Genomic DNA, 24490 nt, shown 5'->3' on the forward strand with positions numbered 1-24490 from the left:
ATTAAATTCAACTAAACCATTAGCATTTGAAATTCCTTCTGCTATTGTTGTAGTTTCTTTTTATCTGTTATTGCAAATTTTGCTCCTGGAAGAGCCTTGCCGTCATTATCTTTTTGTAAACTCTAAACTTTGTTCCAGCTGGCTTATTACTTACTGGGATTGTTAGATCTTTTCCTTCATATCTTCCGCCTACTCCAGTGATAGAATTTTCTGTAATTCTTACATTTCCATCGTCGTTTACTATAACTTGCCATTTTGTTTCAAGTTTTTTATATCCTTCTGGTGCTTTACTTTCAATTAAAGTATATGTTCCAGGCGCAAGCTCTGTGAAGTTTACTATACCTTCATTATCTGTAGACCTATTTATTGTATTTCCATTTTTTGAAGTTAGAGTAAATACTGCTCCTCTTAAATCTTTTCCTGTTGATTGGTCTGTTTTCTTTATTTTAAACTTACCAGCAGTATAAGGGAAGTTTGGTAATTTTACTATTTGAACATAAGTTTTTGGTATTTCTTTTCCAGATTGACTAGCAGCAGCTGAGTTATAATTTCCTTTTTGGTAAGATGCAGTTTGCCTGTTACCATCAGACATATAATATAGTCTCCATCTTTGCTTATATTTTTCAAAGTCTGTTACTTTAAAAGTTTGCATTATAACGTAACCTTCATCTGCATTAGAAATTGCTGGCACATCTATTTCAAGAGGGTGTCTTGCATGATTATATTGGTTTATAGTTCCAGATGATTTAATATTATCTTTATTGTATCTAACTGCAAGGTTACTTTGTCTATCTTGGAATGACGAAGTAAAATCGTCTCTTGAATACACTAAGTTATATATTTCAGGATTTTTTTCAGGACGTACACCATAAGATAAAGGCATGTATTTGAATTTTGTATTTACAATATCTTTTGGATTTCCATGAGTTCCATTGTAGTAATCTTTGTATGGATATACTTTGTAAATTTGCATATTATCCAATTCATAAGCTGGTGGTCCATCTGCTGGGTAGTTTTCCATACGTGGAACTCTTTCTTTTTGAATTGCTGATATCCAGTCGTATCTTAAAGTCCTTGCCGCTTTCGATTTTTTTCATCTACTGCGTTGTAGTAAGATACTCCTTTAAAATATTTTTCTCCATTTTCTTCATATATATCTGTATAGTAATTTGCAGTTAATGGTCCTGGTCCTTGATTCCAATACCATTCATAATCTGCATCTATCGTATATGAATTTTTTGGGCTACACCATCTGGATCCAATATATTTGTTACTGTCCATTTTCCACTGTATTGTGCCCAATATTTATCTGGAATTATTCCATTAATGTCTAGTTTGAAATTAGCAAAGTCTTGTTTTTGATTTTCTGTAAATATATAAGTCAAAAGATTAGTTTGGTAGTCAAAATATGCTTTTGCTATGACTTGACCATTTTCATCTCTTAAATCTGGAATTTCATAAACATATTGTACAAAGTTTAAGTTAGGATCAAATTGTATTTTAAATACTGAGCCTGGTCTTGCTCCTTCTATACGAGCCTCTGCATGATAGTGGAGTGATTCAAATTCATAAGCTTCCCATACACCTGGTTTATATCCTACAGAACCTGATCCTGGTCCTTCAGGAAGCGTCATTTCTTGACTAGCATTCAATACTCTTAATTTTTCTCCTGTGTCAGCAATATCTTTATTTTCTATATAATAATCTATACCATTAGTTGGTGTTCCAACTCCATCCAAGAATTTTGCTGTATATTTTACTGATCCATTTTCACTCACATTTACTTCAAAGTAAACATCTGATTCATTGTGATTTCTTGGAGCTTTCTCTTCTTCTATTCTATAGGTTCCTGCTGGAAGTTTTCCAAAATCTGCTTGTCCGTCTACGCCTGTTATAACTGTTTTTAATACTTTTCCTTCTTTATCTTTTAGGACAAAGTTTGCGTTTGCTAATGGATTTCTTTTTTGTCTATCATCATCTACTTTTATGATTTTTACAGACTGTTTTGGCAACTCTTCGTTTTGAATTTTTATTATGCTCTCATTGTCGTCTGCGTCGGCTGACGAAATATTTACGTCTGCTTGTATCCTTGCATTTTTTGATGTATCTTGTGGAGGATCGGTCAACCAATCGTAAGATACTGATGTAGATTTATTTCCTGTTGCTGTGACTTTTACCAAAAATCCCCAATCATTTGTAAATCTTTGTTTAGGAAATTTTATTTGTGTACCAGTTTTTCCAGTATAAGGATCTTTTACATTTTTATTTGCTGTTATATCATCATCTACGCCTCTGTTTAGGACACTCGAACCAAGATTTTCTGCATTTTCAACTGTACCTTGGTCTTTCATAGCTTGTACAATTTTATCTCTATAGTATGGGTCGACATCAAATACTTCTACTGTTTGTATTTGTCCACCGTTTACGTTTAGATTTAATCTTGTATCTCTATTTGTTGAACCTCCGGTATAATTTGCTCTTGGTTTTAGGTAAATGTAGCTTGTTATATTTCCATTATCATCTATCTTTGCAAAATCCATTGAGTTCATATAATCTGGCCAACTTGGTTTTTGATTATGTTCTCTAAATTGGGTTTGTGTTTTTCCTCCTGTAATACTTACATTATTTCCGCTTACAGATATTTTTCCATTTTTAGACACTATAACTTCTTTTTCTTCTTGGTCTAATTTATATCCTGTTGGTGCTTTTGATTCTGAAAGTACGTAAGTGCCAGGTTTTACGTTTGAAAATCTAGCTTGACCATTATCATCTGTGATAACTTCTCTTACTCCATCAGCATTTTCTAATGTAAATGTTGCTCCTGATAATTTTTATTTCCATCTTTTGCATCGGTTTTTACTATTGTAAAGTTTGCATTTATGCTTTCGTCTTTTTCTGATATCCAGTTTACAAGATGATGAACTTTATCATCTGATTTTTGGTAATTAGCTACTTCTGTGTAGGTGTAGGTTTTTGTACCTTCTTGAAAATCAGCTGGGAATTCTTGAATTAATTTATGATTTATTTTTTCTTCTTTTCCATCAGCAGAAATATTCCATGTTTTTACCTTATCAAGTACCAAATCTCTTTGACTTTATAGTCTGTTTCTCCAGGAACATCTATTGTTTTTATTGTATTTCCTTTTTCATCTTCAACTATAATCTTTTGGTCTGGAATTTTTTGGGTGTCAAGTTTATTCCAACTTTGATTTACTTTTACATCTTCATATTTATTTATGTTTACTCCAGCTAATGTATATCCTGCTTCGTCTTCATCTATATTAGTCTTGTATTCGTAAACTGCTATTCTTCCTGGAAGTTGAGGTTCGCTTGGATTTGTTTCTTTTTCTGGAATAGTTTTATTTAAGTCTGTTTCTCCAATTTTTTCAACCATCTTGCCTGTTGTTGTATCTATTCCATAAACTGCCATTTTTGATGATGTTAGGCTTTGTTTTCCTGATAATTCTCTTGTTTGAAGAGGAAGACCATGATTTTCATCTCCTGTAGATACTCCATCTGTAACTGTCCATTTTGCAGAATCATTGCTTGTAAATTCTCCCATTATTGTAGTTCTATTATTCATTCCTACACGAATGGATGTATCATCTTTTACTTTTTGTTCAGGATACCCTTTATCAAAAAGCAATCTTACTGCACCAGTTTTCCCTCTATTTTAAGTAAAACTGAAAAGTCTATCATGTATGTTTGTTGTTTTCCCATTATTGGTGTTTGGAAATTAACTACAACATCTTTTGTTGACTCTTTTAGGGTATGATTTTGGATTCTCTTATACCAAATTTTCCTTCGATTTCGTTTGTTGTTATATCATCTGAATCAATAGGTTTTCCATTTAAAATAATATTTTCAAAATTTTTAAACCTGATCCTTTTACTAGAGTAGCGTTTGAAATAAGTCCTAAATCCAGTAAGTCTTTTGTTGCTGAAAAATGTACTGTCCAATCAATTGCAGTTAATTCTCCATCTGTCAAAACAGGAGTACCATTTGCATCCATATATACTTGGTAATCTTCTCCTTGATCTACAATTTCTAAAACTTGATGACTTCCTGGTTCTGCAATTGTATTTATTACATTTCCCTTATCATCTACTACAACTTGTGGCAATTTGTTTCTTTTACTCCAGGTCCACTTATTGTATTTTGTATAAAATGCTTTTTAGCATCTCCATCAAGTTGTTTAATTTTTGCAACATTATAATCAACATCAATATTTAGAGGAATTTTTGCATTATCTTTAATTTGTTTTGTTATTCTATATGTGATTGTATTAGTTTCCTTATTATAAGAAGGAGTTGCTATTTGATCATTTTTGTAGGTTATTGGTTTTAGACTTTTTGGATCTTTTACTATTAGCCTATCGTCAAGTTTTATATCAAAATGTTGACCTGGTTGTATAGAACCAGCTTGGTTTGATGTTTCAAACCTTGTCATGATTGTGAATTTATTGTTTTCTAAACTAGGTTCACTTTCTCTATTTTGGTTTGCTCTTACTTGTACCTTTGCTGGTTCGTCTTGACCTAAAAATAACATTCTAAGTTTTGGCAACAAGCCTTTTTTCTCTGTAGTATTCTTTTCTTTTTTATCTTCACTTTTTTCTTGTGTTTGAGTTTTTTGTGAAGATTTTTCTTTTTGTTCTTCTTTTTTTGGTTCTTTTGTAGAATCTTTATTATCTTTATTTTCTGTGTTCTCTTTTGTATTTTCCTTTGATTCTACTTGGACTTCTGTATTGCTTTCCTTGTTTTCTTTTGTATCTTCTTTGTTTTTTTGTTCTTTTTTATCTTGTGAAAGATTTTCTTTATTAGAAGAAGATTTTTCATCTTGTACTTTTTCTTCTTGGCTTTGGCTTGGAGCATTTTCTTGCTCTTTTTCATCCTTAGCCTTTTGTTGTTCGGTTTGTTTTTCTTCTTTGTAAGCTTTTAATTTATTGTAATCTTCTTCTAAGGAGTTTGTATTATATAATTTTATTTTATCTTCACGAATTAGGGCAAAAAGATCCCCTTGGTTTTTGATTTTTAAATTTCCCTTTTCGTCTTTTTCGTATAATTCAAAATCAGGATCTAGGCTTGTGTATTTGATAAATTCTAAGTTAAATAATAATTTATCTTCATCAAATAATTTTTGAATTCCTTTTTCATTAAAATCAAAATCATCCATTATTTTTAAATCTATGTAGGAATAATTTTGACCGTAAATATTCTTATTTTCGTCTTCTTCAAGCTTTTCTAATTGGTCTTTTGTTACAATTTTATAGCCTTCATCTTCTTTTATGATTTCCAAATCAAGGTCAAGACCTTGGGAATTTAGCATATCTTTTACTCGCCAATATTCCTTGCTTGCCTTTTCGTTTGTATCAAAATATCCATCTTCATACAATTTTAGGTCATTTCTTTTTATAAGCCTAAATTGCGAAGTTGTATCGGGCATAGAAATTGCTATAGAAAATTTATTTTCGTCCTTTTTCTTTTTGCTTTTGTCATAAATTTCCTGTGATTTTAGGATTGAAAAATATACATCGGTATCATCTTTCATCTCCTCTAATCCCTTTATAGAATTTGGTTTTTCTTCTTCAGCTTTTGATGTGGTTGAAAAAGCTGGCAACATCACTTGTAAAACCATAAAAACAGCCATAACAAATGACATCATTTTTCTTAAAATCTTTTTCATAATAACTCCTTTTTGAAAATTCGATTTTTATTTATAATTAATATTTTTTCTTCTTTAATTAGCTTTGAAATCTAATTTTTTCAGTATAATCAATTAAAGAAATTAGTTATAATTTTTTTAAATTAAAAGTTGAAATTTCCTAATTTTTACACACTTCTAATTATAATTAATTATATAACTTTATAGTTTTTTAGTCAATCTTTTTTAGATATATTATTTAAATAAATGATTAATATAAATTTAAAATTTTGATGATTTTATTTTTTATGAAAAATTATTTTAAAAAATTTTTCAAACAAAAAAATCCTCTTAATTTTTTCAAATCAAGAGAATTTTTCAAAATTTATTTATTAAATTTTTCCAAAACCCACATATAAGATTCTTCTGTAATTTTATTCCAATAATCCCAATCGTGGTCGAATTCTTTGCCGTCTTTTTTGAATTGTGTATTTATTTCAGATTTTTCTAAGTCTTTGTTGAATTTTTCTACATCTTCAATGTTTATTTTTGAATCGCCTTCGCTTGCTCTAATATAAAAATTAATATCTTTTGTATTTTCATTTATAAAATTTGAAGGAAATTTTTCTTTATAAATTTCATCAGACCACATTTGCTTTCCATCTGAAAACGCCATATAATTTCTCCTAATAAGGCTATCTTCATCAAGTTTATCCCAAAGTGTTGGAGAAATCAAAAGAGCTTTTGAAAACAAATCTGGATTTCTTAGCGAAAGACTTGCTGCCCCGTAGCCACCTACAGAAAATCCTCCGATTGCTCTTTTTGTTTTGTTTGCATCTGTTTTATATTTTCCATCAATTTCTTTTATAAGTTCCTCTTTTATAGCTGATTCCATTTTTTTATCATAGTCGCTATCAACGAAAAATGAAGAAAATCCATCAGCAAAGACAACAATCATTTTGTTTTCTTTATCTTTCATAATTTTATCTAGCATATCTTTTGTATTTGATTTTTCAAGAATTGAAGAAGAATTTCCGCCAAAACCGTGGAGCATATATAAAACTGGATATTTTTCATCGCTTTTTTCATCATAACCATTTGGCAAATAAACTTTGTATTTCCAATTTTGTTTTAAAATTTCAGAATTTATTGACCCATCAACAACTTTTCCTTGGTCTTTTTTGTCAACATCAGATTTTTTATTTTTTTCTTCGTTTGATTTATTTGAATTCTTATTAGAATATGCAATTGTAGGATCTGATGAAGGATTTTCTTTACTATTTTCATTTTTACATCCCCCAAAAATCAATCCCAAAGAAAGAATTCCTACTATTATTTTCACTTTATTTTTCATCATTAATCTCCTCAAAATAATATTGGTTTTATTATACAATATGGAAAAAAATTCTTCAATCCACAAATTTTTTCACAAATAAATGCCATATTTTTACAAGTTTAATTTAATTTGAATAAATATTTAACTTTTTAATTTATAATTTCAAAAATAAAATCTCATTATGATATAATATTTTGCCTATTAATTAATAGGCGAAAAGAGGTGATTTGATTGATCACATCCGTAATGGAAAATTTTATTTTTCCCTTGTTGGTTGGTTTGATTTTATTTTTTGTAAAAAAATATTATTCCAAAAACAAGTAAATAAAAAGACAGTAGTTGCGACCTACTGTCTTTTTTTTGTGGTGATTCCACATTTCTCACATCCGTATTCCTTGAAATTAATCAAGGGTTTTTTGACAAGAGTTTTCTTCTCTTATCTAAATTATATCACAAAGGACTTGTTTTTCAAGGTTGATGATTTTCATTTATTTATTATGATATAATATTTTTGCCTATTACTTAATAGGTGAAAGGCGGTGATAAGTTTGTTCGCCATAATATTGGAAAATTTTATTTTCCCCTTGTTGGTTGGTTTGATTTTATTTTTTGTAAAAAAATATTATTCCAAAAACAAGTGAAAGAAAAAGACAGTAGTTCGCACCTACTGTCTTTTTTTGGCGGTTGCCATGTTTGTTCACCATAATACCTTGAATAAATCAAGGATTTGTAAGAGTTTTTCTCTTAATTAGATTATATCACAAAAGCCTATTTTTTCAAGATTTTAAAATATTTTTTGGAAAATATGGGACTTGAATCCCTGACTTTTTCACTTTAAATCTTGTGCACTCCCACCTGAAGTAATTTCCAAGTAAGATTATTTTTGCACATTAAAACTTAGAAGTCGATTTTATAAGATTTTTAAAAATTATTTTTGGGGAGTTTGAATTTTATTTCCCTTTAGAATCTATGATATTTACCTGACAAGATTTCATTGCTTCAATGGCTATTTTGTGATTTTTTTCGTTTGTTGCCTTGCACAAATCTTCTATTACTGTTACTTCTGTATTTAATAGGGCGTTTTTTATGAGTATGGCATTTGAAAGTACACAAATATCTGTGCAAATTCCTACCATATAGATATTTTCAATTTTTTCTTTTTCATTTAATTTCTTTAAATATTCTACAAGCTCATAAGATCCAAATGATGGTTTGTCAATTATTTTGTGATTTTTTGTATCAATTTTTATTTGCCAACCTTTTGAATTTTTTATGCAATGTTTTACTGGCAAATGACTTCCTTCTAGGCTTTCTAAATAATTTTCATCGTGTGTATCTCTTGTAAAAATTACTTCTCCATCAAAATTTTCTACTAAATTTTCTATAGGTTTTACAATCTTATCATTGTCTTTGTTTCCTAGCGCTCCATCTACAAAATCATTTTGCAAATCAATTACTAATAATACGTCCATATTTTCTCCTTTTTGGTATTTTTATTAGTATATAACTTATATTTTTTTAAATCAACTTAGAAAAGTCCAAAAAATAAACCTAGGTTTTATCCTAAGTTTATCTTTCTTTATATAATTTTTCTATTCCCAATAAGTCTTTTATTTTTTCTACTGAAACTTGATCTAGTGATTTTTCTTTCCAATTTGCACTTTCTTTGTCTATTATTAATGACCTTATTCCTTCTTTCATTGTTCCAGTTTTTCTTGCGTATTTTAAAATTTTTAGGTCAAGGTCAAAAACTTGGTCTTTAGTTAGGTTTTTGCAAATAAAATATTTTTCAAATTGTAAAAAAAGCATAAAAAGATTTCTTTCTTTTAAATTTTCCAATGTTTTTTTGGCAAAATCATCATCTTTATTTTCTTCTAAACTTTTTAAAATTTCTTCTATGCTTGAATGGGAAAAGTATTTTTCTATATTTTCTTTATTTCTTGAAATTTTTGAATTACTATCTTGGGCCTTATATTTTTGTGTTTGTTTTTTTAATTCTTCTATTAATTTTTCTCCATCATATTTTTTTGATAGGGAAAATAAAATATTTAAAACTTTATCGTAATTTTTTGATTTTATATAAATATCTGCCAAATCATATTTTATTAAATCTGATGATGATAAACTTTCGCCACAAAGACCTAGATATTGTCCAAGGGCTTGAGGGAGTTTTGAAATATGTTTGCAAACCCCAACGTCTGGCACAAAACCTAATCTTGTTTCTGGCATCGCCCAATTTACGTTTTCGTCTGCAATTATAAAATCTGAATTTACGGTAAGTCCTATTCCTCCACCCATAACTATGCCAAAATAGTGGCTTATAATTGGTTTTTTGTAATCTTTTACGTACCTATCCAAAACAAATTCTTCTTCATAAAATTCGTCTTTGTTTTGGCACTTATCATTTAAAAGGTAATCGTAATAAATTGCTTTTAAATCTCCGCCTGCACAAAATCCTTTTTGGCAAATTGAATCAAATAAAATTACCTTTATTTTCTTGTTATCTTCCCATTTTTTCAAAATCTTTTCTATATCTTTTACCATTTCCATATTCAAGGAATTGATTATTTCTGGTCTGTCGAGGTAAATAATACCTACATTTTCTATAATTTTTTCTCTTATCATTTTAATCTCCTATATTTAGGATATTTTTAAAATGAAAAATGTCAAGAAATTTATACGTTAAATATTTTACAAATTATTCAGTCCCTAAGGCTTTTAATGTGTCCCCGTGAAGTTTTTCTTTTATATTTTTATCTTCTTTTACAAAATATGAATATAAAATATCAACCATAATAGAAATTGGAAATTGTGGACTTATTGCATTTCCATAGTTTAAATGTTGTAATGATGGAACAAGGATTACTTCATCGCAATAATCTTTATACAAATCTCTAACTTGTGAAGTTATAAGAACTGTTTTTGCATTTTTGTTGTGTGCTTGTGACAAAAAAAGCAAAACTTCGCTTGTATTTCCACTAATGCTAAGTCCAAAAATTAGAGAATCTTCATCGTGAAAAGCTCCTCTCATTTTCATTTGATCAGAATCTGTTATGGAATCTATATTTACTCCAATTCTCATAAATCTAAGTTCCATTTCGTTTGCTGCAAGTCCTGATGAGCCTTTTCCGCAAGCTACAACTCTGTGAGCCTTGCTTATATATTTTATTACTTTTTTAATTTGATTTTCATCGATTAGGCTGTAGGTTTTGTTCAATAATTCTTGGTAAGTATTTAAAACTTGGCTTACATTTCCATTTATATCTTCATTTTTTTCTACAAAATCTTCTCCATATTGGTAAACAAATTCTCTGTATCCCCTAAATCCACATTTTTGTGCAAATCTTGAAAGGGAGGCTTGAGATACAAATAATTTTTCTGCTATGGTTTTGCTAGAAAAATCTTCTCTTTTGTTATTGTGAATGAAAAAATCTGCTATATTTTTTTCAACTTCTGTAAAATTTTCGTAATTTGATTCTATTATTTCTACAACGGATTTATTATAATAGTCCAAAATATTCTCCTATTTTTCTTCTTCCAAATCTCTAAAATTATAATAAGCTCCCAAGATTCCTGCTTGGTTTTGGTGTTTGGCAAATTTTAAGGTCATATTGTCGAAAAACCTTTTTTCCAAATATAGGGAAATTTTTTCTTCAATTCTTTTTTTCAAATATTTTTCTTGTGCCATAATTCCACCGCCTAGTACGACTGTATCAGGATTTAACATATAAGATAAATTTGCAATTCCAAGTCCCAAAACATCACACATTTCATCAATTGCTTTTATGCAAATTTCATCGCCTTTTTTTGCATTTTCAAAAACTTTTTTTCCATCCCAAGATGATATATCTTCATTTTTTTCTTTAGCAACTTTTTCAACCAAAGTTTTTGCCGAACCTAGATTTTCAAATTTATCATTTCTAATATTAATATATCCAACTTCAAAAGCCGAACCATTTGCCCCGTGGATTATTTTTCCATCAATTATTCCACATCCTCCAATTCCTGTTCCAATTGTAAGAGTAAGACAAACTGAGCTGTCCTTTGATGCTCCAGACTTGTATTCTGCATATCCTGCACAATTCACATCATTTTCAACCTGACAAGAAAGATCAAATTTTTCTTTGATTGCCTTTTTAAAATTTATTCCTATATAATTAGGAATTAAGTCTGATGCGTGATAAATTGAGCCGTTTTTTGTATCAACTACGCCTGCTGTTGAAATACAAACTCCCATTATTTGGTCATTTTGATTTTTCTTTACAAAATTTTCTACGATTTTTATAACTTCATTTAGGATATGGTCTCCGCCTTTTTGGGCATTTGTTTCGATTTCATAATTTTCTAAAATATTTGCCTTATCATCAATTAGTCCATATTTTATAGCTGTTCCGCCAATATCTATGCTTATATATTTTTTCATAATATCTCCTTTTAAAAAATAAGAGGCAAATGCTCATCACACTGCCTCTATTATATCCTATATTTTGATTTTAAAAATTGCTTTTTTAATTTTTTGCGGATTTTTAACTTTTATGGCTGTCATATGACCATCATTAGGATAACAAATTAGAAAATCTCCCTCAGTTAAAATTACTGATGAATTTTTTTCGCCTTCCATTGCTTGATAATCATCTTCTTTTTTATAAGAACCCAAGTCCATATTATCGATAAAATTCAAATCAATTTGTTCACTTCCATCAAGCATAAGATGAAGATCGAGATAATCTTTGTGAGCTTCCCAAAATCTATTTTCAGAATTAGTTGTTTCATATTCTACGATATTTACAAAAAGTTCTTCGCCTTTTATAGGATGAGTCCCTTTTTCCATTTTTTTCATATCGTTATTTTTATAAAAATCAAAACATTCCTTAATTTTTTCACTTAAATATGAAAATTCATCTAAATTTTTTATATTTCCAAATATCATTTCAAACTCCAAATCTTAATTATAAATTGTTGTATTTTTTGGTAGTGTAATTTCTTTTCCCTTTACTTTATTGTAAATTGCTGATGCAACAAGTCCTACTACCAAAGATACTACTATTGATATAATTGAATATGACCAGAAAGAAATTTTTGCTGGATCTACGAAATATTTTACATAAATCATAACTCCACTTGCTGCAATAAAGGCTAGTGTTGCTCCAAATTTATTTGCAGTTTTTGTAAATGCTCCAAGGATAAATGTTCCTACAAGTATTCCCAAAACAAGTCCCATAAATCCATTAAACCATTCGTAAGCTGATTTTATATCTCCATTTGCCAAAATCATTGAAACGATTATTGCAAAAATTCCTACTATTAATGAAACTCTTTGACCGATTTTTGTTTGTTTTTCAAAACTCAAATCTTTATTTAAGCTTGCTTGAATATCCAAAGCCCAGCTTGATGCAACTGAATTTAATCCTGTTGAAAGTGTTGATTGGCTTGCCGCATAAATTGCTGCAAGTAAAATTCCTGTAAATCCTACTGGTAGCTCAAAAGCAATCCAAGATGCAAAAATTTGATCTTGTTGAGCTGCTGGTGGCAATGGATTTGCTTGAACTTTATAAAATACGAAAAGTCCTGTTCCTATAAGATAGAATACTGTCGCAATAAAAATTGATAGACAACCATTTGTTATCATCATTTTGTTTAATTTTTTTGTATCAGTTGTTGTTGTAAATCTTTGTACAATATCTTGACTTGAAACATAAGAGCCAATTGTGTTTAAACCTGCTCCAAATATTAGTAAAAATATTGAATCCTTAAATATATTTGCATCAAATATTGGTTCGTTTACTGCTAAAAATTTGTGATTTGTGAAAAGTTCGTTTGCAACTGCCCCAAATCCGCCGTTAATATTTGCCATTAGGTAAAATAGTCCAAAAGTTACTCCAAGAAGTAAAACTGATCCTTGGATAAAGTCTGTCCACAAAACTGATTTTAGTCCACCAGTATATGAGTAAATTATTGCTATAACTCCCATGATTATAATCAAAATATTTACATTTATTCCCATAAGTTTTGATAAAACCATACATGGAAGATACATTATAATTGACATACGACCAACTTGGTAAATTATAAACATAATAGCACCAAGAATTCTTAAACCTTTACTATCAAATCTTAATTCAAGATAGTGATAAGCTGTGTCTATATCAAGTTTACTATAAATTGGCAAGAAAAATTTTATAGTAAAAGGAATTGCTACAAGCATTCCAAGTTGTGCAAACCACATAATCCAAGTTCCTGCGTATGAATTTCCTGCAAGAGAAAGAAAGGAAATCGGACTTAAAAGTGTTGCGAAAATAGAAACTGATGTTACCCACCAAGGCACTGTTCCATCGCCTTTAAAATATTCTTTGCCCTTCATTTCTTTTTTAGAAAAATGAAGACCTGCAAACAATACTGCTGCCAAATATACAATTAATATTGCTAAATCAATTTTTGTAAATCCCTGCATTTTATTTCTCCTTAGCCTAAATATTTATTTTTTGCATCATTTATCATTTTAGCTGCTTCATTTACAACTTCCATATCAGAATCAACCAAGTTTTCAAATGGTTTTCTAACCCCACCAAGATCTAAGTTTTCATTTATTTTTAAAATAGCCTTGATTACTGCATACATATTTCCACGAGCTGAGCACATTTTATAAATTATAGAATCTACAGCATATTGAATTTCTCTTGCCTTTTCTAAATCTTTATTTTTTAGACACTCATCCATTTTCAAAATTAATTCTGGCATTACACCATATGTTCCACCGATTGCTCCTTCAGCCCCAATAAGTCTTCCAGAAATAAATTGTTCATCTGGACCGTTGAAAATTATGTAATCATCTCCAGCAGCTTGTTTGAACATTTGAATATCTTGAACTGGCATTGAAGAATTTTTAACACCAATTACATTAGGATTTTTTCTCATTTCAGCAAATAATGAACCTGTCAAAGCAACTCCAGCAAGTTGTGGAATATTGTAGATTACAAAATCAGTATTTGGTGCAGCAGAAGAAATATCATTCCAGTATGACGCAATAGAATATTCTGGAAGTCTAAAATAAATTGGAGGAATAGCTGCAATAGCATCAACACCCAAACTTTCTGCGTGAGCTGCAAGCTCCATAGAATCTTTTGTATTGTTGCAAGCCACGTGAGCTATAACAGTAAGCTTACCTTTAGCCTCTTTCATTACATTTTCAAGAACAATTTTTTTATCCTCAACACTTTGGTAAATACATTCTCCAGAAGAACCATTTACATAAACACCCTTCACACCTTTTTTAATGTGATATTTTGTAAGCTCTCTTACTTTTTCTGGACTAATTTCTCCATTTTCATCATAGCAAGCATAAAATGCTGGAATAACTCCCTTATATTTGTCTAAATTTCTCATAATTTTTCCCTTCCTTTATATTTTTATTTTTTATTTTTCTAATTCATTAATTTTTTCAGCAAAATTTTTAGTTATAACTTGTGGTCTTGTAATAATTGAACCAACAACTACGCTGTAAGCACCAAGCTCAAGAACTCTCTTAGCTTTTTCAGGTGTATTAATATTTCCCTCAGCAATAACTTTGTTATTTACATTTTTTAAAATATCTCTAAGAATTTTGAAATCATTTTCTTCGATTTTATCATTTTTAGATTGGGCAGTATATCCAACCAAAGTTGTTCCAATAAAATCAAACCCAAGTTTGTCAGCATTTATAGCCTCATCAACAGTAGAACAATCAGCCATAAATAATTGATTAGGATATTTTTCCTTAACTTCCTTAAAAAATTCATCAATCCCAATTCCACCAGGTCTTAAATCTTTTGTAGCATCCATAGCAATTATTTCTGCCTTAGATGAAATCAAATCATCAACTTCTTTCATAGTTGGTGTAATATAAACTTTAGAATTTTCATAATCTTTTTTTACAATACCAATAACTGGCAAATCAACTTCATTTTTTATTTCTTTAATATCTTCGCACGTATTAGCTCTGATACCCTTTGCTCCACCTTGCTTAGCAGCTTTTGCCATCTTTCCCATTATAAATGATGAATGTAAAGGCTCATCTGGCAAGGCTTGACATGACACTATTAATTTCCCTTTAATAGAACTTATTTCCTCTATATCAACCATATCTACCTCCTTGATGGTTACAGTATATTACATCGTAAATATAATTTCAATATTTTAATTTATTTTGAAATAACTTTCACAAAATAAATCCACAAAATTCGTTTTCCCGTTTTCCAATATATGATTTTTGAATTTTACGAAATTAATTTCAGAAAAAATAATATTTTTAAAATCATTTGCTAAAAGCTGATTAAAAATTTACTCTGGTTTAAAATATTTTTTAGAAAAAAAATAAAAATTTAATATGATTTTACAAACTAATTTTTCGCAATAAAAAAACGAGATAAAATAATTATCTCGTCAGATTGTTGACAAACTAAAAAATTACTCATTTCGACCAGATAAACAACCGTTGATTTCGGTTGTTTATCCCAATTTATCGTGTGCAACGAGCGGAGAAATCTCATGGGAGCTCTCCATGCGTTCGTTTCACTCACACTAAAACACGTTTGTTTTACAAACTTTTTCGTGTTATCACACTAGTTTTATGGATGATTGTGCCAAAAGGATTAGCCTTATAAGGACAGAGAAAATAATAAAAACTTGGAAAGGAGGTAATTCTCATGTCAAATACGAAAAGAACAGGACAAACAGCCCTTTATGAGCGTTTAAGTCGAGATGATGAAATGCAAGGAGAAAGCAATTCCATCACCAATCAAAAGCAGCTACTTGAAAGCTATGCCAAAAGAAACGGCTTTGTAAATATTTATCACTATACAGACGATGGAGTAAGCGGAACAACCTTTGATAGAGAGGGATTTCAAAAGATGATAAAAGCAGTAGAAGAAAACAAAGTATCTACTGTGATAGTAAAAGATATGAGTAGGTTTGGCAGAGATTACCTCAAAGTAGGCTTTTACACCGAAATACTGTTCAAAGAAAAGGGAGTAAGGTTTATTGCTATCAATAACGGAATAGACAGTGAGAAACAAGCAGAAAGCGACTTTACCCCATTTCTAAACATTATGAACGAATGGTACGCAAGAGATACATCAAGAAAAATACAATCTATCTTCAGAGCAAGAATGGAAGAGGGTAAAAGAGTATCCCCAAGTGTGCCATACGGCTATTTTAGAAACCCTAAGAACAAACAGGAGCTACTTGTCGATAAAGAGAGTGCAAAGGTCGTAAAACGCATTTACCATCTTGTAATAGAGGGATATGGAGTAACACAGATAGCAGATATACTAACCAAAGATAAAGTCCTTATCCCATCAGCCTATGCAGAAATACATTACCCTGAAAATAACCATAGCTCCAAGAAAAGAGGAATAGAAGACCCGTATTTTTGGACACCGACCACAGTAGGCTATATCTTAGAAAAAAGAGAATATATGGGACACACTGTATTGGGAAAGACAATTAGTGTAGACTACAAAACCAAGAAAGGCAAAAGAAGAGGAACTCATTATCTTCAAAAACACCCATGAAGCTATCATTGACGAAGAAACATGGAATAATGCTCAAAGGCTAAGAAAGACAGTAAGAAGAAGTCCGAAGTACGGTACAACATCAAATCCACTTACAGGACTTTTAATCTGTGCAGATTGTGGAGGAAAATTAAGTTACAGAGAGCCGGCAGAACATAAAGAAAAGAAATATGATAGTGATTACTCTTTTGTATGTCAACATTACAGACACAGAAAAGGCAGTTGCAGTATGCACTACATTAAAGTAAAAACAGTGAATGAAATTCTCTTAAAATCAATAAAGGAAATAACAGATTTTGCAAAAGAAGAAAAGCAAGAATTTCTAAAAGTGATGAACAAGTTATCCGACGAAAAAAGAGAAGAAAAGTATCAAGAGGATAAAGAGAAATTAGAAAAACTGTCCTCAAGAAATGGAGAATTGACAACACTTATTACAAAGCTGTATGAAGACCACGCACTTGGGAAAATTCCTGTAAAACACTTTGATAGATTATTTAATATATATGATACGGAGCAACAAGACTTAGAAAAGCAAATACAGTATTTTGAAAATGAAATAGAAAGCTATCATCAGAGAAAAGTTGATACCGATAAATTCCTAAAAATGATAGAGAAATATATAGATATTGAGGAACTGACAGTACAAATGATAAATGAGTATATAGAAAAAGTTGTAGTCCATGAAGCCACAGGGGGAAGAAAAGGCAAAGACAGAAAACAACAAGTTGATGTGTATTTTAACTTTATAGGTAACTGTCAAGTACTATGAAAAGCGGGCATAGAAAAATGACTTAAAAATGGTAAAATATCATTAGTTAATTTAGACTAACTTGCAATTAGCTTTCATCTTTAAGGAATAATGTGAAATGCTAAAAGCGGAGAGAGTTTAAAATTTGTTGTTGGGAGGAGTTTTGCTGATGAGTGATAAGAGTAACAAAAAATTTTGGGATAAATTCGCCAAGTTGTATGCTCCTTTTATGAAGAAGGATAAAGGTGTTTATGATAAAGTTTGCGGATACATAACCCCCTATTTGAGTAAGGATATGAATGTACTTGAACTTGCTTGTGGTTCAGGTCAATTATCCTTTAACCTTTCAAAATATACGAAAAGTTGGATTGCAACTGATTTTTCTAAACAAATGATTTTTGAAGCAAGAAAACATGGAGAATACGAGAACCTTGTCTTTGAAATAGCTGATGCTACTTCATTGATTTATACAGATGAGAAATTTGATTGTGTAGTAATAGCTAATGCACTTCATATTATGCCTAAACCGGATGAGGCGATGAAAGAAATATATAGGGTGTTAAAACCTAATGGGACTTTATTCGCCCCCACTTTTCTATGGAAAGAGGGAAAACAAAGAAAAATTATAAAAAGGTTGATGTCTATTTTAGGATTTAAGATGTATCAAGAATGGGATAAAAAGGAATTTGAAGAATTTACCCATGAATATGGATTTTCAGTAGCTGAAATGAAATTGGTAAATGGAGGTCTTGCACCAGTTGGTGTAATGATTGCATATAAAAAGTAATATTAAATTATTATTTACAAAGTAATATGAATTTAAAAGCAAAAGGGAGATGATTTTATGGATTTAATACAGGCAATTCTTGTCGGAATTGCTATAGCAGCTATTTTTAACGGTGCAGTGGCTTCTTTGGTACTTATTAATCCAAGATTCTTTTTGGATTCTTATCCAAAGGCTATCCAAAAAACAGCTCCGAAACAAATGACAAAGCAAGAGAAAAGATAAACATGACACTTACTATCATTATTGTGGGAGTTTGTTTTATTTATTCAACAATAAGTATTTTACATTCAGGAGTCGTTGGCTTTTGGAATATATTTTGGATGGGATACATTCAGTGGAGTATATTAAATATAGGAGATTTTTTGTTATTGGATTGTCTCTTATTTCAAGGAAAATATAAAGAAAAGATAGTTATTCCGGGAACAGAGGGACACAAAGATTATGAGTTTAATAATTGGATGAAACATTTGGCAATTCGAGAACATTTTTTATTAGTTCCATTTTTTTTGTACCAATTATAGCTACAATTCAAGCTTTGTTTGTTGGCTTTTTAGGAAGATAAATTTAGAGTTGCATAAACAATTTAATAATTTGATAAGAGATACCATAAGAACAGTAAATCAAATGGTTTACTGTTTTTTCTTTGCTCAAAATTAGAAAGAGAGGTAAACAGAAAATGAAAAACATAGATGAAAAAATTTTAATGGCAGAAGAAGAAATTAAGCAGTTACAAAACAAAAGAAAAAAGCTCATCAGTCAACAGAAACAGGAAGAACGAAAAAAGAGAGATATACGGCTTTATGAAAAAGGAGGAGTGTTTGAAAGTATCTTTACAGAAAGCAAGGATTTCACCAAAGATGAATTTTATCAGCTAATCACATTCCAAAATATCAAAGAAATAATCAATCAAAAAATCTTAAAAATCATAGAGAAGCGAAAAGAAAATCAAAATCAAAACACAGAAAACCAAGAGGAAGAAACGGACATAGAGGAATAGTCCCTTGTTTACAAGGGCGCACTTATACACCCTAAAGGGTGTGTGCGTTCTCCGAAGGCTCTTAGCAGAGGGCATATCAGCTAACGCTGATACAGGGGAGCTACACTCCCCTACGGAAATAAATTTCCTACCCCTTGTGTACTTCCAAAAAGAAAACCGATAAAAGCTATCCGATTTTTTTAGGAAGTCTTATCCGTCGCCACATCAAAGTATCAGAAAAACGGAAAGGAGGTTTTTAACTATGGCGATATATCATCTTTGTATAAAGATTATCTCAAGAGGCAAAGGCAAAAGTGCAGTGGCAGCTTCCGCCTATCGAAGTGGCGAAAAGATAAAAAATGAATATGACGGAATAGTCCACGACTTTACAAGAAAAGGCGGAATAGCCCATACAGAAATTTTACTACCACAAAATGCACCGCAGGAATTTGTAAATCGTTCTGTCTTATGGAACAGTGTCGAGAAAATAGAAAAAAGTAAAAACTCACAGCTTGCAAGAGAAATCGAAATTGCCTTACCCAAAGAATTAAATAGAGAAAAACAGATAGAACTTGTACGAGAATATGTAAAAGAAAATTTTGTGAAAGTCGGTATGTGTGCCGATATTGCATTGCACGATAAAAATGACGGAAACCCACACGCTCATATCTTACTTACCATGCGACCGTTAAACGAAGATAAAACATGGGGAGCAAAATCAAAAAAAGGAATATATCCTTGATGAAAACGGAGAAAAGATAAAACTCAAAAACGGCAATTACAAAACAAGAAAAATAGATACAGTCGATTGGAATGAGCAAGACAAAGCAGAAGAGTGGCGAAAAGCATGGGCAGACATTACAAACAAATATCTTGAAGAAAACAGCATACAGGAAAAAGTAGACCATCGTTCTTATCAAAGACAAGGAATAGAACAAATACCGACCATTCATTTAGGAGTATCAGCAACACAAATGGAGAAGAAAGGCATAGCCACAGACAGAGGAAATATTAACCGAGAAATCAAACATCAAAATAAGATATTAAAAGAAATTTCAAGACGAATAAAAGCCTTGTTAAATTGGATAAGAGGAATTGGAAAAGAAGAAACAGCAGAAACAGAAAACATAAAATCCACCATCCCACCAAAAGAAAATCTACTATCCATTTTTGAAAATCTTATCAATCAAAACGCAGATAGCAATAATGCAGACTTAGAGAAATATATTGAGAGTTATCAGCTTCTTAAAGATAAAAACATCACTTCCATATCTGAACTGAAAGAAAGCATAGTTACTTTAAGAGATAAGAATTACAAGACCACAAAAGCTATCAAAGACACTGAAAAAAGAATTGATGATAAAACACAGCTTATCGACCAAGCCGAGAAATATTTGAAACATAAAGATATCTACAAAGCCTATACCAAATTAAAGAAAAGCAAACAGGAAGATTTTTATAATGAGCATACTGCAGAGATTATTCTATTTGAGAGTGCCAAGAAATATCTGAAAGAGCATTTAGGTGAAAGTAAGACCTTAAATATATCCAAGTGGAAATCAGAGGCTAGCACTTTGAAGAAAGAGAAAAAGAGCCTATACAATCAAATATTAGAAATACGAGAGGAAGTAGAACAGGCTGAAAAAGTTAAGACCTGTATAGAGCAGTTACAGGAACAAGAAAAGCAACTATCACAGGTAAAGAGGAACGAGTTAGACCTATAAAATTGAGTGAAAAAATGGTATAATGCTATAAATATTGAGCAAAACAAATTTGAAGTTGTAAGGGGAAATGAAGATGGATTTTAATAAGATGATTCCAGAGTTTTCAGTTTTTGATATTAATAAAACAAAAAGATTCTATAGTAGATTAGGATTCAAAGTAGAATACGAACGCAATGATGAAAAATTTGTTTTCATGTCTTTTCAAGATAGTCAGTTTATGTTTGAACAAATTCATGATGATGGGTGGAACACGGGCGAATTAAGTTATCCCTTGGGAAGGGGTATAAATTTTTCAATAGCAGTTGAAGATGTTGAAGAACTTTATAAATTAGTGAAAACTCTAAATTTTGAAATATATAGAGAACTAACAAGAAATAAATATCAAGTTAATGGTACAGAAGAAACACAAATTGAGTTCTTAATACAAGATCCCAATGGATATTTATTAAGATTTACAAACTGATAACTCACAGTTTGTCTAACCTAAACAACTAAACATAGGCTATAACATAGCAGTTCACAGAACAGTAAGTCAAAAAAAGGTTTACTGTTTTTTCTTTGCCTAAAAAACGGAAAGGAGGACTTATGGAAGAAGAAAAAAGAGGAATACAAGCACCACCTAATAAACAGTTAACAATGGATCTTGGAAAGATAAAATATACTGTAAACCTACATTTCAAGCAAGGTACAGGGGAAACATACAAAGATAAAATACTAAGGCTAATCAAGAGAGAAACAGAGAAGATATAAATTTGTCAAAGAAATTTTGTTTATGTCCTTGACAAATCTTCCCAAATCAAGGCACAATCATCTAGTCGAGATGAGTTTTAGCATAATTTTATTTTTGAATTATTAAACTGACTTTGTCTGCGCTCTAACTAGATAAAATAATTATCTCGTTTACTTTTATATAATTTCTCAGCCTATTCCTCCAAGAATTGCTCCTGCTATCAAGGCTATTAGTGATGCTCCTACGTATATATATTTTGAAAGTAGAAAATAAAAATTTCCGACTGGTTTTTTTGCTCCTTGGTTTACTGCTTTTAGGGCAAATTCTTTTCCTCCTACCCACAAAAACATTATTCCTGCAAGTCCTGCTCCCAATGGACAAACATAAATTGAAATTACATCCATCCACTCTCCTACAATTTTTTGAATCAATATTGCCATTATGCAACCAAAAATATGAATTATAAGGGTTGATTTTTTTCTAGAAAAATTAAATTTTTCTTGCAAATAGGCTACTGATGATTCGTATAGATTTATAATTGAGCTAATTCCTGCAAACAAAACGCAAAGGTAAAAAATTATTCCCAAATATCTTCCAGCTGGCATAGAATTTAAAACATTTACTAAGTATATAAACATAAGTCCTGGCCCGCCTGTATCTAGAGGTGTATTTGTTGTTGCCATGGCTGGAATTATTACAAAAGATGCCATAAGGGATGCTATTGTATCAAAAATAGCTACATTTTTTGCGGATGCAATGAGATCTTCTTTTTTTGATAAATATGAGCCGTAAATTATTGTTCCAGATCCTGCTACTGATAGTGAAAAAAATGCTTGGCCAAAGGCATATATCCAAACTTTTGGATTTTTTATTAAATCTTTGTTGATGGTAAAAATATATTCGTAGCCTTTTGATGAGCCATTCATTGTTGAAATATAAATTGCAAGAAATACAAATAAAATAAAAAGTGTTGGCATCATTATTTTATTTGATTTTTCTATTCCTTTTGAAACGCCCAAAATCATAATAAAAAAACTTACAATTATGGCTATTACTATCCAAAGATTTGCCCCGCTTGCTGTTTTTGAAAAAGTTTCGCCAATTAGGTCCATATTATTTCCCATAGCTTTCAAATCTCCAGAAAAAGCCATAAAAGTATATTTAAAAATCCAAGCCATTACGCAAGTATAGCCGATAGCAAGGGCAAGCGAACCTACAACTGGAATTATTCCAAGTCTTTCTCCAATTTTTTTGTTATTGTATCTTAATTCGGTGCATTTACCAAAAGCTCTAACAGTTCCAGATTCTGTAAATCTTCCCAAAGCCATCTCGCTTATAACTCCTGTTGATGCAATTAAAATTACAAATATAAAATATGGAATTAAAAAAGTCATCCCATCATATTGAGAAACAAGAATTGGAAATCTCCAAATATTTCCCATCCCAACAGCCGAACCTATACAAGCTAAAATAAAGCCCCACTTACTTTGAAATCCATCTCTTTTTAAATTCTTTTCTTTCATAATTTACTCCTAGTATTATTATAACAGAAAATAATAATTTTTATTTTATTTTAATAAATATTAAAAAAGTAGGCAAGTAAGTTTTATAACTTTGTAAGAAAGATTAAAATTAATCCATAAAAATCCTTCCGATTTTAAAATTTATAAAGAGTTTTTATCAACAAAAAAACTCCGCCTGCTTTAAAACAGGCGAAGCTTTTTAAAATATTTTATTTCCTCTTACAAATTTTGAAACTATATCTTCATCTTTTGACAAATATACTATTCTTTCAAGTCTTTGTTTTAAGTTGAATTTATCTTCTTCTAATAATTTTTCATCATCTATTACTATAGTATCGAATTCGTAGCCTTTTTCAAATGAACCGACTTTTCCAAAAAATTCTCCTCCGCCCAAAGTTGCCATATAAAATGCTTCTTCGAGGCTTAATGGTTTTATTTTTTCGTCAACTAATCTATATCTTAATTTTGAAACTTTTATGGCATCTGCCATGGCTTTAAAAATTGATGCGTGAGTTCCTCCTGCAACATCCGAACCAAGTCCAATTTTTTGTCCTTCTCTTAGATATTTTCCTGCAGGAGCAATTCCTGATGTTAAATTTGTATTTGAATCTGGACAATGTGCAATGAAAACTTCGTTTTCTTTTATCAAATCTTGTTCATCATCATTTGAATATACACAATGAGCCATTACCGTTTTGTTGTTTTTGCCAAATAAATCAAAAATATTGTAAGCATCTCCATAAAATTTAGCCTTTGGAACTAATTCTTTTACCCATTCTATCTCTCCCAAATTTTCTGATAAGTGGGATTGGATAGGAAGATTGTACTCATCTTTTATTTTTCTTAATTTTTCAAGCAATTCATCAGTACATGATGGGATAAATCTTGGTGTTAAAATTGGATAGGTGTTTTTATATTTTCCTTTAATGGATTCTAGCCAATCAAGTGTTGCCTTTTCTGATTCATCTGCATCTTTTTCTTCAAGGTCTACTCCACCATTTCTATCCATATTAACTTTTCCAACAAATGAAACCATTTTTGACTTTTCCATCAAATCCATCAAAATTTGTGTAGATTTTACATGAAGACTTGCAAAAATTACATGTCTTGTATTTGGTCCATATTTTAAATAATCTACAAATCTTTGGTAAGATCTTTTGGCATAATCTTCGTCTTTAAATTTTGCCTCGCTTGGAAATGTGTAAGTGTTTAACCAATCCAACAATTCCAAATCCATGCCCATGCCCCTAAAATTATATTGAGGGGCGTGGATATGAAGGTCAACAAGACCTGGGCAAATTATTTTTTCTCCAAAATCTATTACTTCTATGTCTTTATATTTTTCATCTAATTTTTCGAAAACTCCCATTGATTTTCCATCTTGGCAAATTAAATAAGAATTTTCAAAACAATTTATTTCGTTTTGATTTTTGCTATAAATTATATTTCCCTTTAGGGCATAAGTTTTTGTCATTTGTC

Annotated in this window: 23 protein-coding genes and 4 pseudogenes; 8 read left to right on the top strand and 19 right to left on the bottom strand. The window is 30.4% G+C overall.

The features are described 5' to 3' along the window. Positions 1 to 67 precede the first annotated feature (67 nt). The 9 genes and pseudogenes from I6H46_RS01415 to I6H46_RS01450 all read right to left on the bottom strand — a co-directional run bounded on the left by I6H46_RS01415 (position 68) and on the right by I6H46_RS01450 (position 6993). Positions 68 to 1021: an MSCRAMM family protein gene (locus I6H46_RS01415; RefSeq protein WP_200225999.1), complete on the bottom strand. Its 954-nt coding sequence runs from the start codon at positions 1019 to 1021 to the stop codon at positions 68 to 70. Between the two features lie 44 nt (positions 1022 to 1065). Then, positions 1066 to 1281: a hypothetical protein gene (locus I6H46_RS09615; protein ID WP_234287443.1), complete on the bottom strand. Its 216-nt coding sequence runs from the start codon at positions 1279 to 1281 to the stop codon at positions 1066 to 1068. After that, positions 1221 to 2660: a SpaA isopeptide-forming pilin-related protein gene (locus I6H46_RS01420; protein WP_200226001.1), complete on the bottom strand. Its 1440-nt coding sequence runs from the start codon at positions 2658 to 2660 to the stop codon at positions 1221 to 1223. The genes I6H46_RS09615 and I6H46_RS01420 overlap by 61 nt, the downstream gene beginning before the upstream one ends. A gap of 21 nt (positions 2661 to 2681) precedes the next feature. Further along, positions 2682 to 2777: pseudogene (locus tag I6H46_RS10495) on the bottom strand (prealbumin-like fold domain-containing protein); the annotation flags it as partial. 26 nt (positions 2778 to 2803) lie between these two features. Continuing rightward, a complete protein-coding gene (locus I6H46_RS01430) occupies positions 2804 to 3082 on the bottom strand; it encodes a hypothetical protein (RefSeq protein WP_200226003.1) in 279 nt (92 codons plus the stop codon). Next, positions 3064 to 3645, bottom strand: coding sequence for a hypothetical protein (locus tag I6H46_RS01435; protein ID WP_200226005.1), 582 nt, complete (start codon positions 3643 to 3645; stop codon positions 3064 to 3066). Before I6H46_RS01435 ends, I6H46_RS01430 begins: the two co-directional genes overlap by 19 nt. A gap of 204 nt (positions 3646 to 3849) precedes the next feature. Beyond that, positions 3850 to 4122, bottom strand: a complete 273-nt coding sequence (locus I6H46_RS01440; RefSeq protein WP_200226007.1) for a hypothetical protein — start codon at positions 4120 to 4122, stop codon at positions 3850 to 3852. Then, positions 4107 to 5681, bottom strand: coding sequence for an Ig-like domain-containing protein (locus I6H46_RS01445; RefSeq protein ID WP_200226009.1), 1575 nt, complete (start codon positions 5679 to 5681; stop codon positions 4107 to 4109). The genes I6H46_RS01440 and I6H46_RS01445 overlap by 16 nt, the downstream gene beginning before the upstream one ends. Positions 5682 to 6024: 343 nt before the next feature. Continuing rightward, positions 6025 to 6993 (bottom strand): alpha/beta hydrolase, encoded by a 969-nt coding sequence (locus I6H46_RS01450; RefSeq protein WP_234287382.1) that lies wholly within the window; start codon positions 6991 to 6993, stop codon positions 6025 to 6027. A 511-nt stretch (positions 6994 to 7504) separates the two neighbouring features. On the opposite strand from I6H46_RS01450, the gene I6H46_RS01455 reads away from it, so the two are divergent. Then, entirely contained in the window at positions 7505 to 7681 is a 177-nt protein-coding gene (locus tag I6H46_RS01455) for a hypothetical protein (RefSeq protein WP_200226013.1), read from the top strand. A 244-nt stretch (positions 7682 to 7925) separates the two neighbouring features. Here I6H46_RS01455 and I6H46_RS01460 read toward each other — a convergent pair whose 3' ends face one another. The 8 genes from I6H46_RS01460 to I6H46_RS01495 all read right to left on the bottom strand — a co-directional run bounded on the left by I6H46_RS01460 (position 7926) and on the right by I6H46_RS01495 (position 15093). After that, on the bottom strand, positions 7926 to 8447 hold the full coding sequence (locus tag I6H46_RS01460; RefSeq protein ID WP_200226015.1) for a cysteine hydrolase family protein: 522 nt from the start codon (positions 8445 to 8447) through the stop codon (positions 7926 to 7928). A 97-nt stretch (positions 8448 to 8544) separates the two neighbouring features. Further along, positions 8545 to 9600: an enoyl-CoA hydratase/isomerase family protein gene (locus I6H46_RS01465; RefSeq protein ID WP_200226017.1), complete on the bottom strand. Its 1056-nt coding sequence runs from the start codon at positions 9598 to 9600 to the stop codon at positions 8545 to 8547. Positions 9601 to 9673: 73 nt separating this feature from the next. Continuing rightward, entirely contained in the window at positions 9674 to 10489 is an 816-nt protein-coding gene (locus tag I6H46_RS01470; RefSeq protein ID WP_019118604.1) for a MurR/RpiR family transcriptional regulator, read from the bottom strand. A gap of 9 nt (positions 10490 to 10498) precedes the next feature. Then, positions 10499 to 11398: an ROK family protein gene (locus tag I6H46_RS01475; RefSeq protein ID WP_019118605.1), complete on the bottom strand. Its 900-nt coding sequence runs from the start codon at positions 11396 to 11398 to the stop codon at positions 10499 to 10501. Between the two features lie 57 nt (positions 11399 to 11455). Then, a complete protein-coding gene (locus I6H46_RS01480) occupies positions 11456 to 11905 on the bottom strand; it encodes a YhcH/YjgK/YiaL family protein (protein ID WP_019118606.1) in 450 nt (149 codons plus the stop codon). 15 nt (positions 11906 to 11920) lie between these two features. Beyond that, positions 11921 to 13426, bottom strand: a complete 1506-nt coding sequence (locus I6H46_RS01485; RefSeq protein WP_019118607.1) for a sodium:solute symporter — start codon at positions 13424 to 13426, stop codon at positions 11921 to 11923. Positions 13427 to 13437: 11 nt separating this feature from the next. Further along, positions 13438 to 14358 (bottom strand): dihydrodipicolinate synthase family protein, encoded by a 921-nt coding sequence (locus I6H46_RS01490; protein WP_200226019.1) that lies wholly within the window; start codon positions 14356 to 14358, stop codon positions 13438 to 13440. Positions 14359 to 14388: 30 nt separating this feature from the next. Beyond that, positions 14389 to 15093, bottom strand: a complete 705-nt coding sequence (locus I6H46_RS01495; RefSeq protein WP_019118609.1) for an N-acetylmannosamine-6-phosphate 2-epimerase — start codon at positions 15091 to 15093, stop codon at positions 14389 to 14391. A gap of 563 nt (positions 15094 to 15656) precedes the next feature. On the opposite strand from I6H46_RS01495, the pseudogene I6H46_RS01500 reads away from it, so the two are divergent. From I6H46_RS01500 to I6H46_RS01530, 7 genes and pseudogenes are all read left to right on the top strand, one after another. Further along, positions 15657 to 17292, top strand: a pseudogene (locus I6H46_RS01500) (recombinase family protein). Between the two features lie 148 nt (positions 17293 to 17440). Further along, on the top strand, positions 17441 to 18058 hold the full coding sequence (locus I6H46_RS01505; RefSeq protein ID WP_039920586.1) for a class I SAM-dependent methyltransferase: 618 nt from the start codon (positions 17441 to 17443) through the stop codon (positions 18056 to 18058). A 57-nt stretch (positions 18059 to 18115) separates the two neighbouring features. Continuing rightward, positions 18116 to 18620, top strand: a pseudogene (locus tag I6H46_RS10385) (hypothetical protein). A gap of 114 nt (positions 18621 to 18734) precedes the next feature. Next, positions 18735 to 19055, top strand: a complete 321-nt coding sequence (locus I6H46_RS01515; protein WP_200226021.1) for a DUF3847 domain-containing protein — start codon at positions 18735 to 18737, stop codon at positions 19053 to 19055. 241 nt (positions 19056 to 19296) lie between these two features. Further along, positions 19297 to 20758 (top strand): annotated as a pseudogene (gene mobQ / locus I6H46_RS01520) (MobQ family relaxase). Between the two features lie 73 nt (positions 20759 to 20831). Beyond that, the gene (locus I6H46_RS01525) at positions 20832 to 21221 is read left to right on the top strand and encodes a bleomycin resistance protein (RefSeq protein WP_004839355.1); all 390 of its coding nucleotides are present in this window, start codon (positions 20832 to 20834) and stop codon (positions 21219 to 21221) included. A 122-nt stretch (positions 21222 to 21343) separates the two neighbouring features. Continuing rightward, entirely contained in the window at positions 21344 to 21508 is a 165-nt protein-coding gene (locus tag I6H46_RS01530; protein ID WP_019118617.1) for a transposon-encoded TnpW family protein, read from the top strand. Positions 21509 to 21676: 168 nt separating this feature from the next. On the opposite strand, the gene I6H46_RS01535 is transcribed toward I6H46_RS01530, so the two are convergent. Together I6H46_RS01535 and I6H46_RS01540 are read right to left on the bottom strand one after the other, a co-directional pair. After that, entirely contained in the window at positions 21677 to 23011 is a 1335-nt protein-coding gene (locus I6H46_RS01535) for a sodium-dependent transporter (protein WP_019118618.1), read from the bottom strand. 199 nt (positions 23012 to 23210) lie between these two features. After that, entirely contained in the window at positions 23211 to 24485 is a 1275-nt protein-coding gene (locus I6H46_RS01540; RefSeq protein WP_019118619.1) for an amidohydrolase family protein, read from the bottom strand. Between the last annotated feature and the right edge of the window lie 5 nt (positions 24486 to 24490).

The organism is Anaerococcus obesiensis (genome assembly GCF_016599815.1).
In the GTDB taxonomy this organism is placed as follows: Bacteria; Bacillota; Clostridia; order Tissierellales; family Peptoniphilaceae; genus Anaerococcus; species Anaerococcus vaginalis.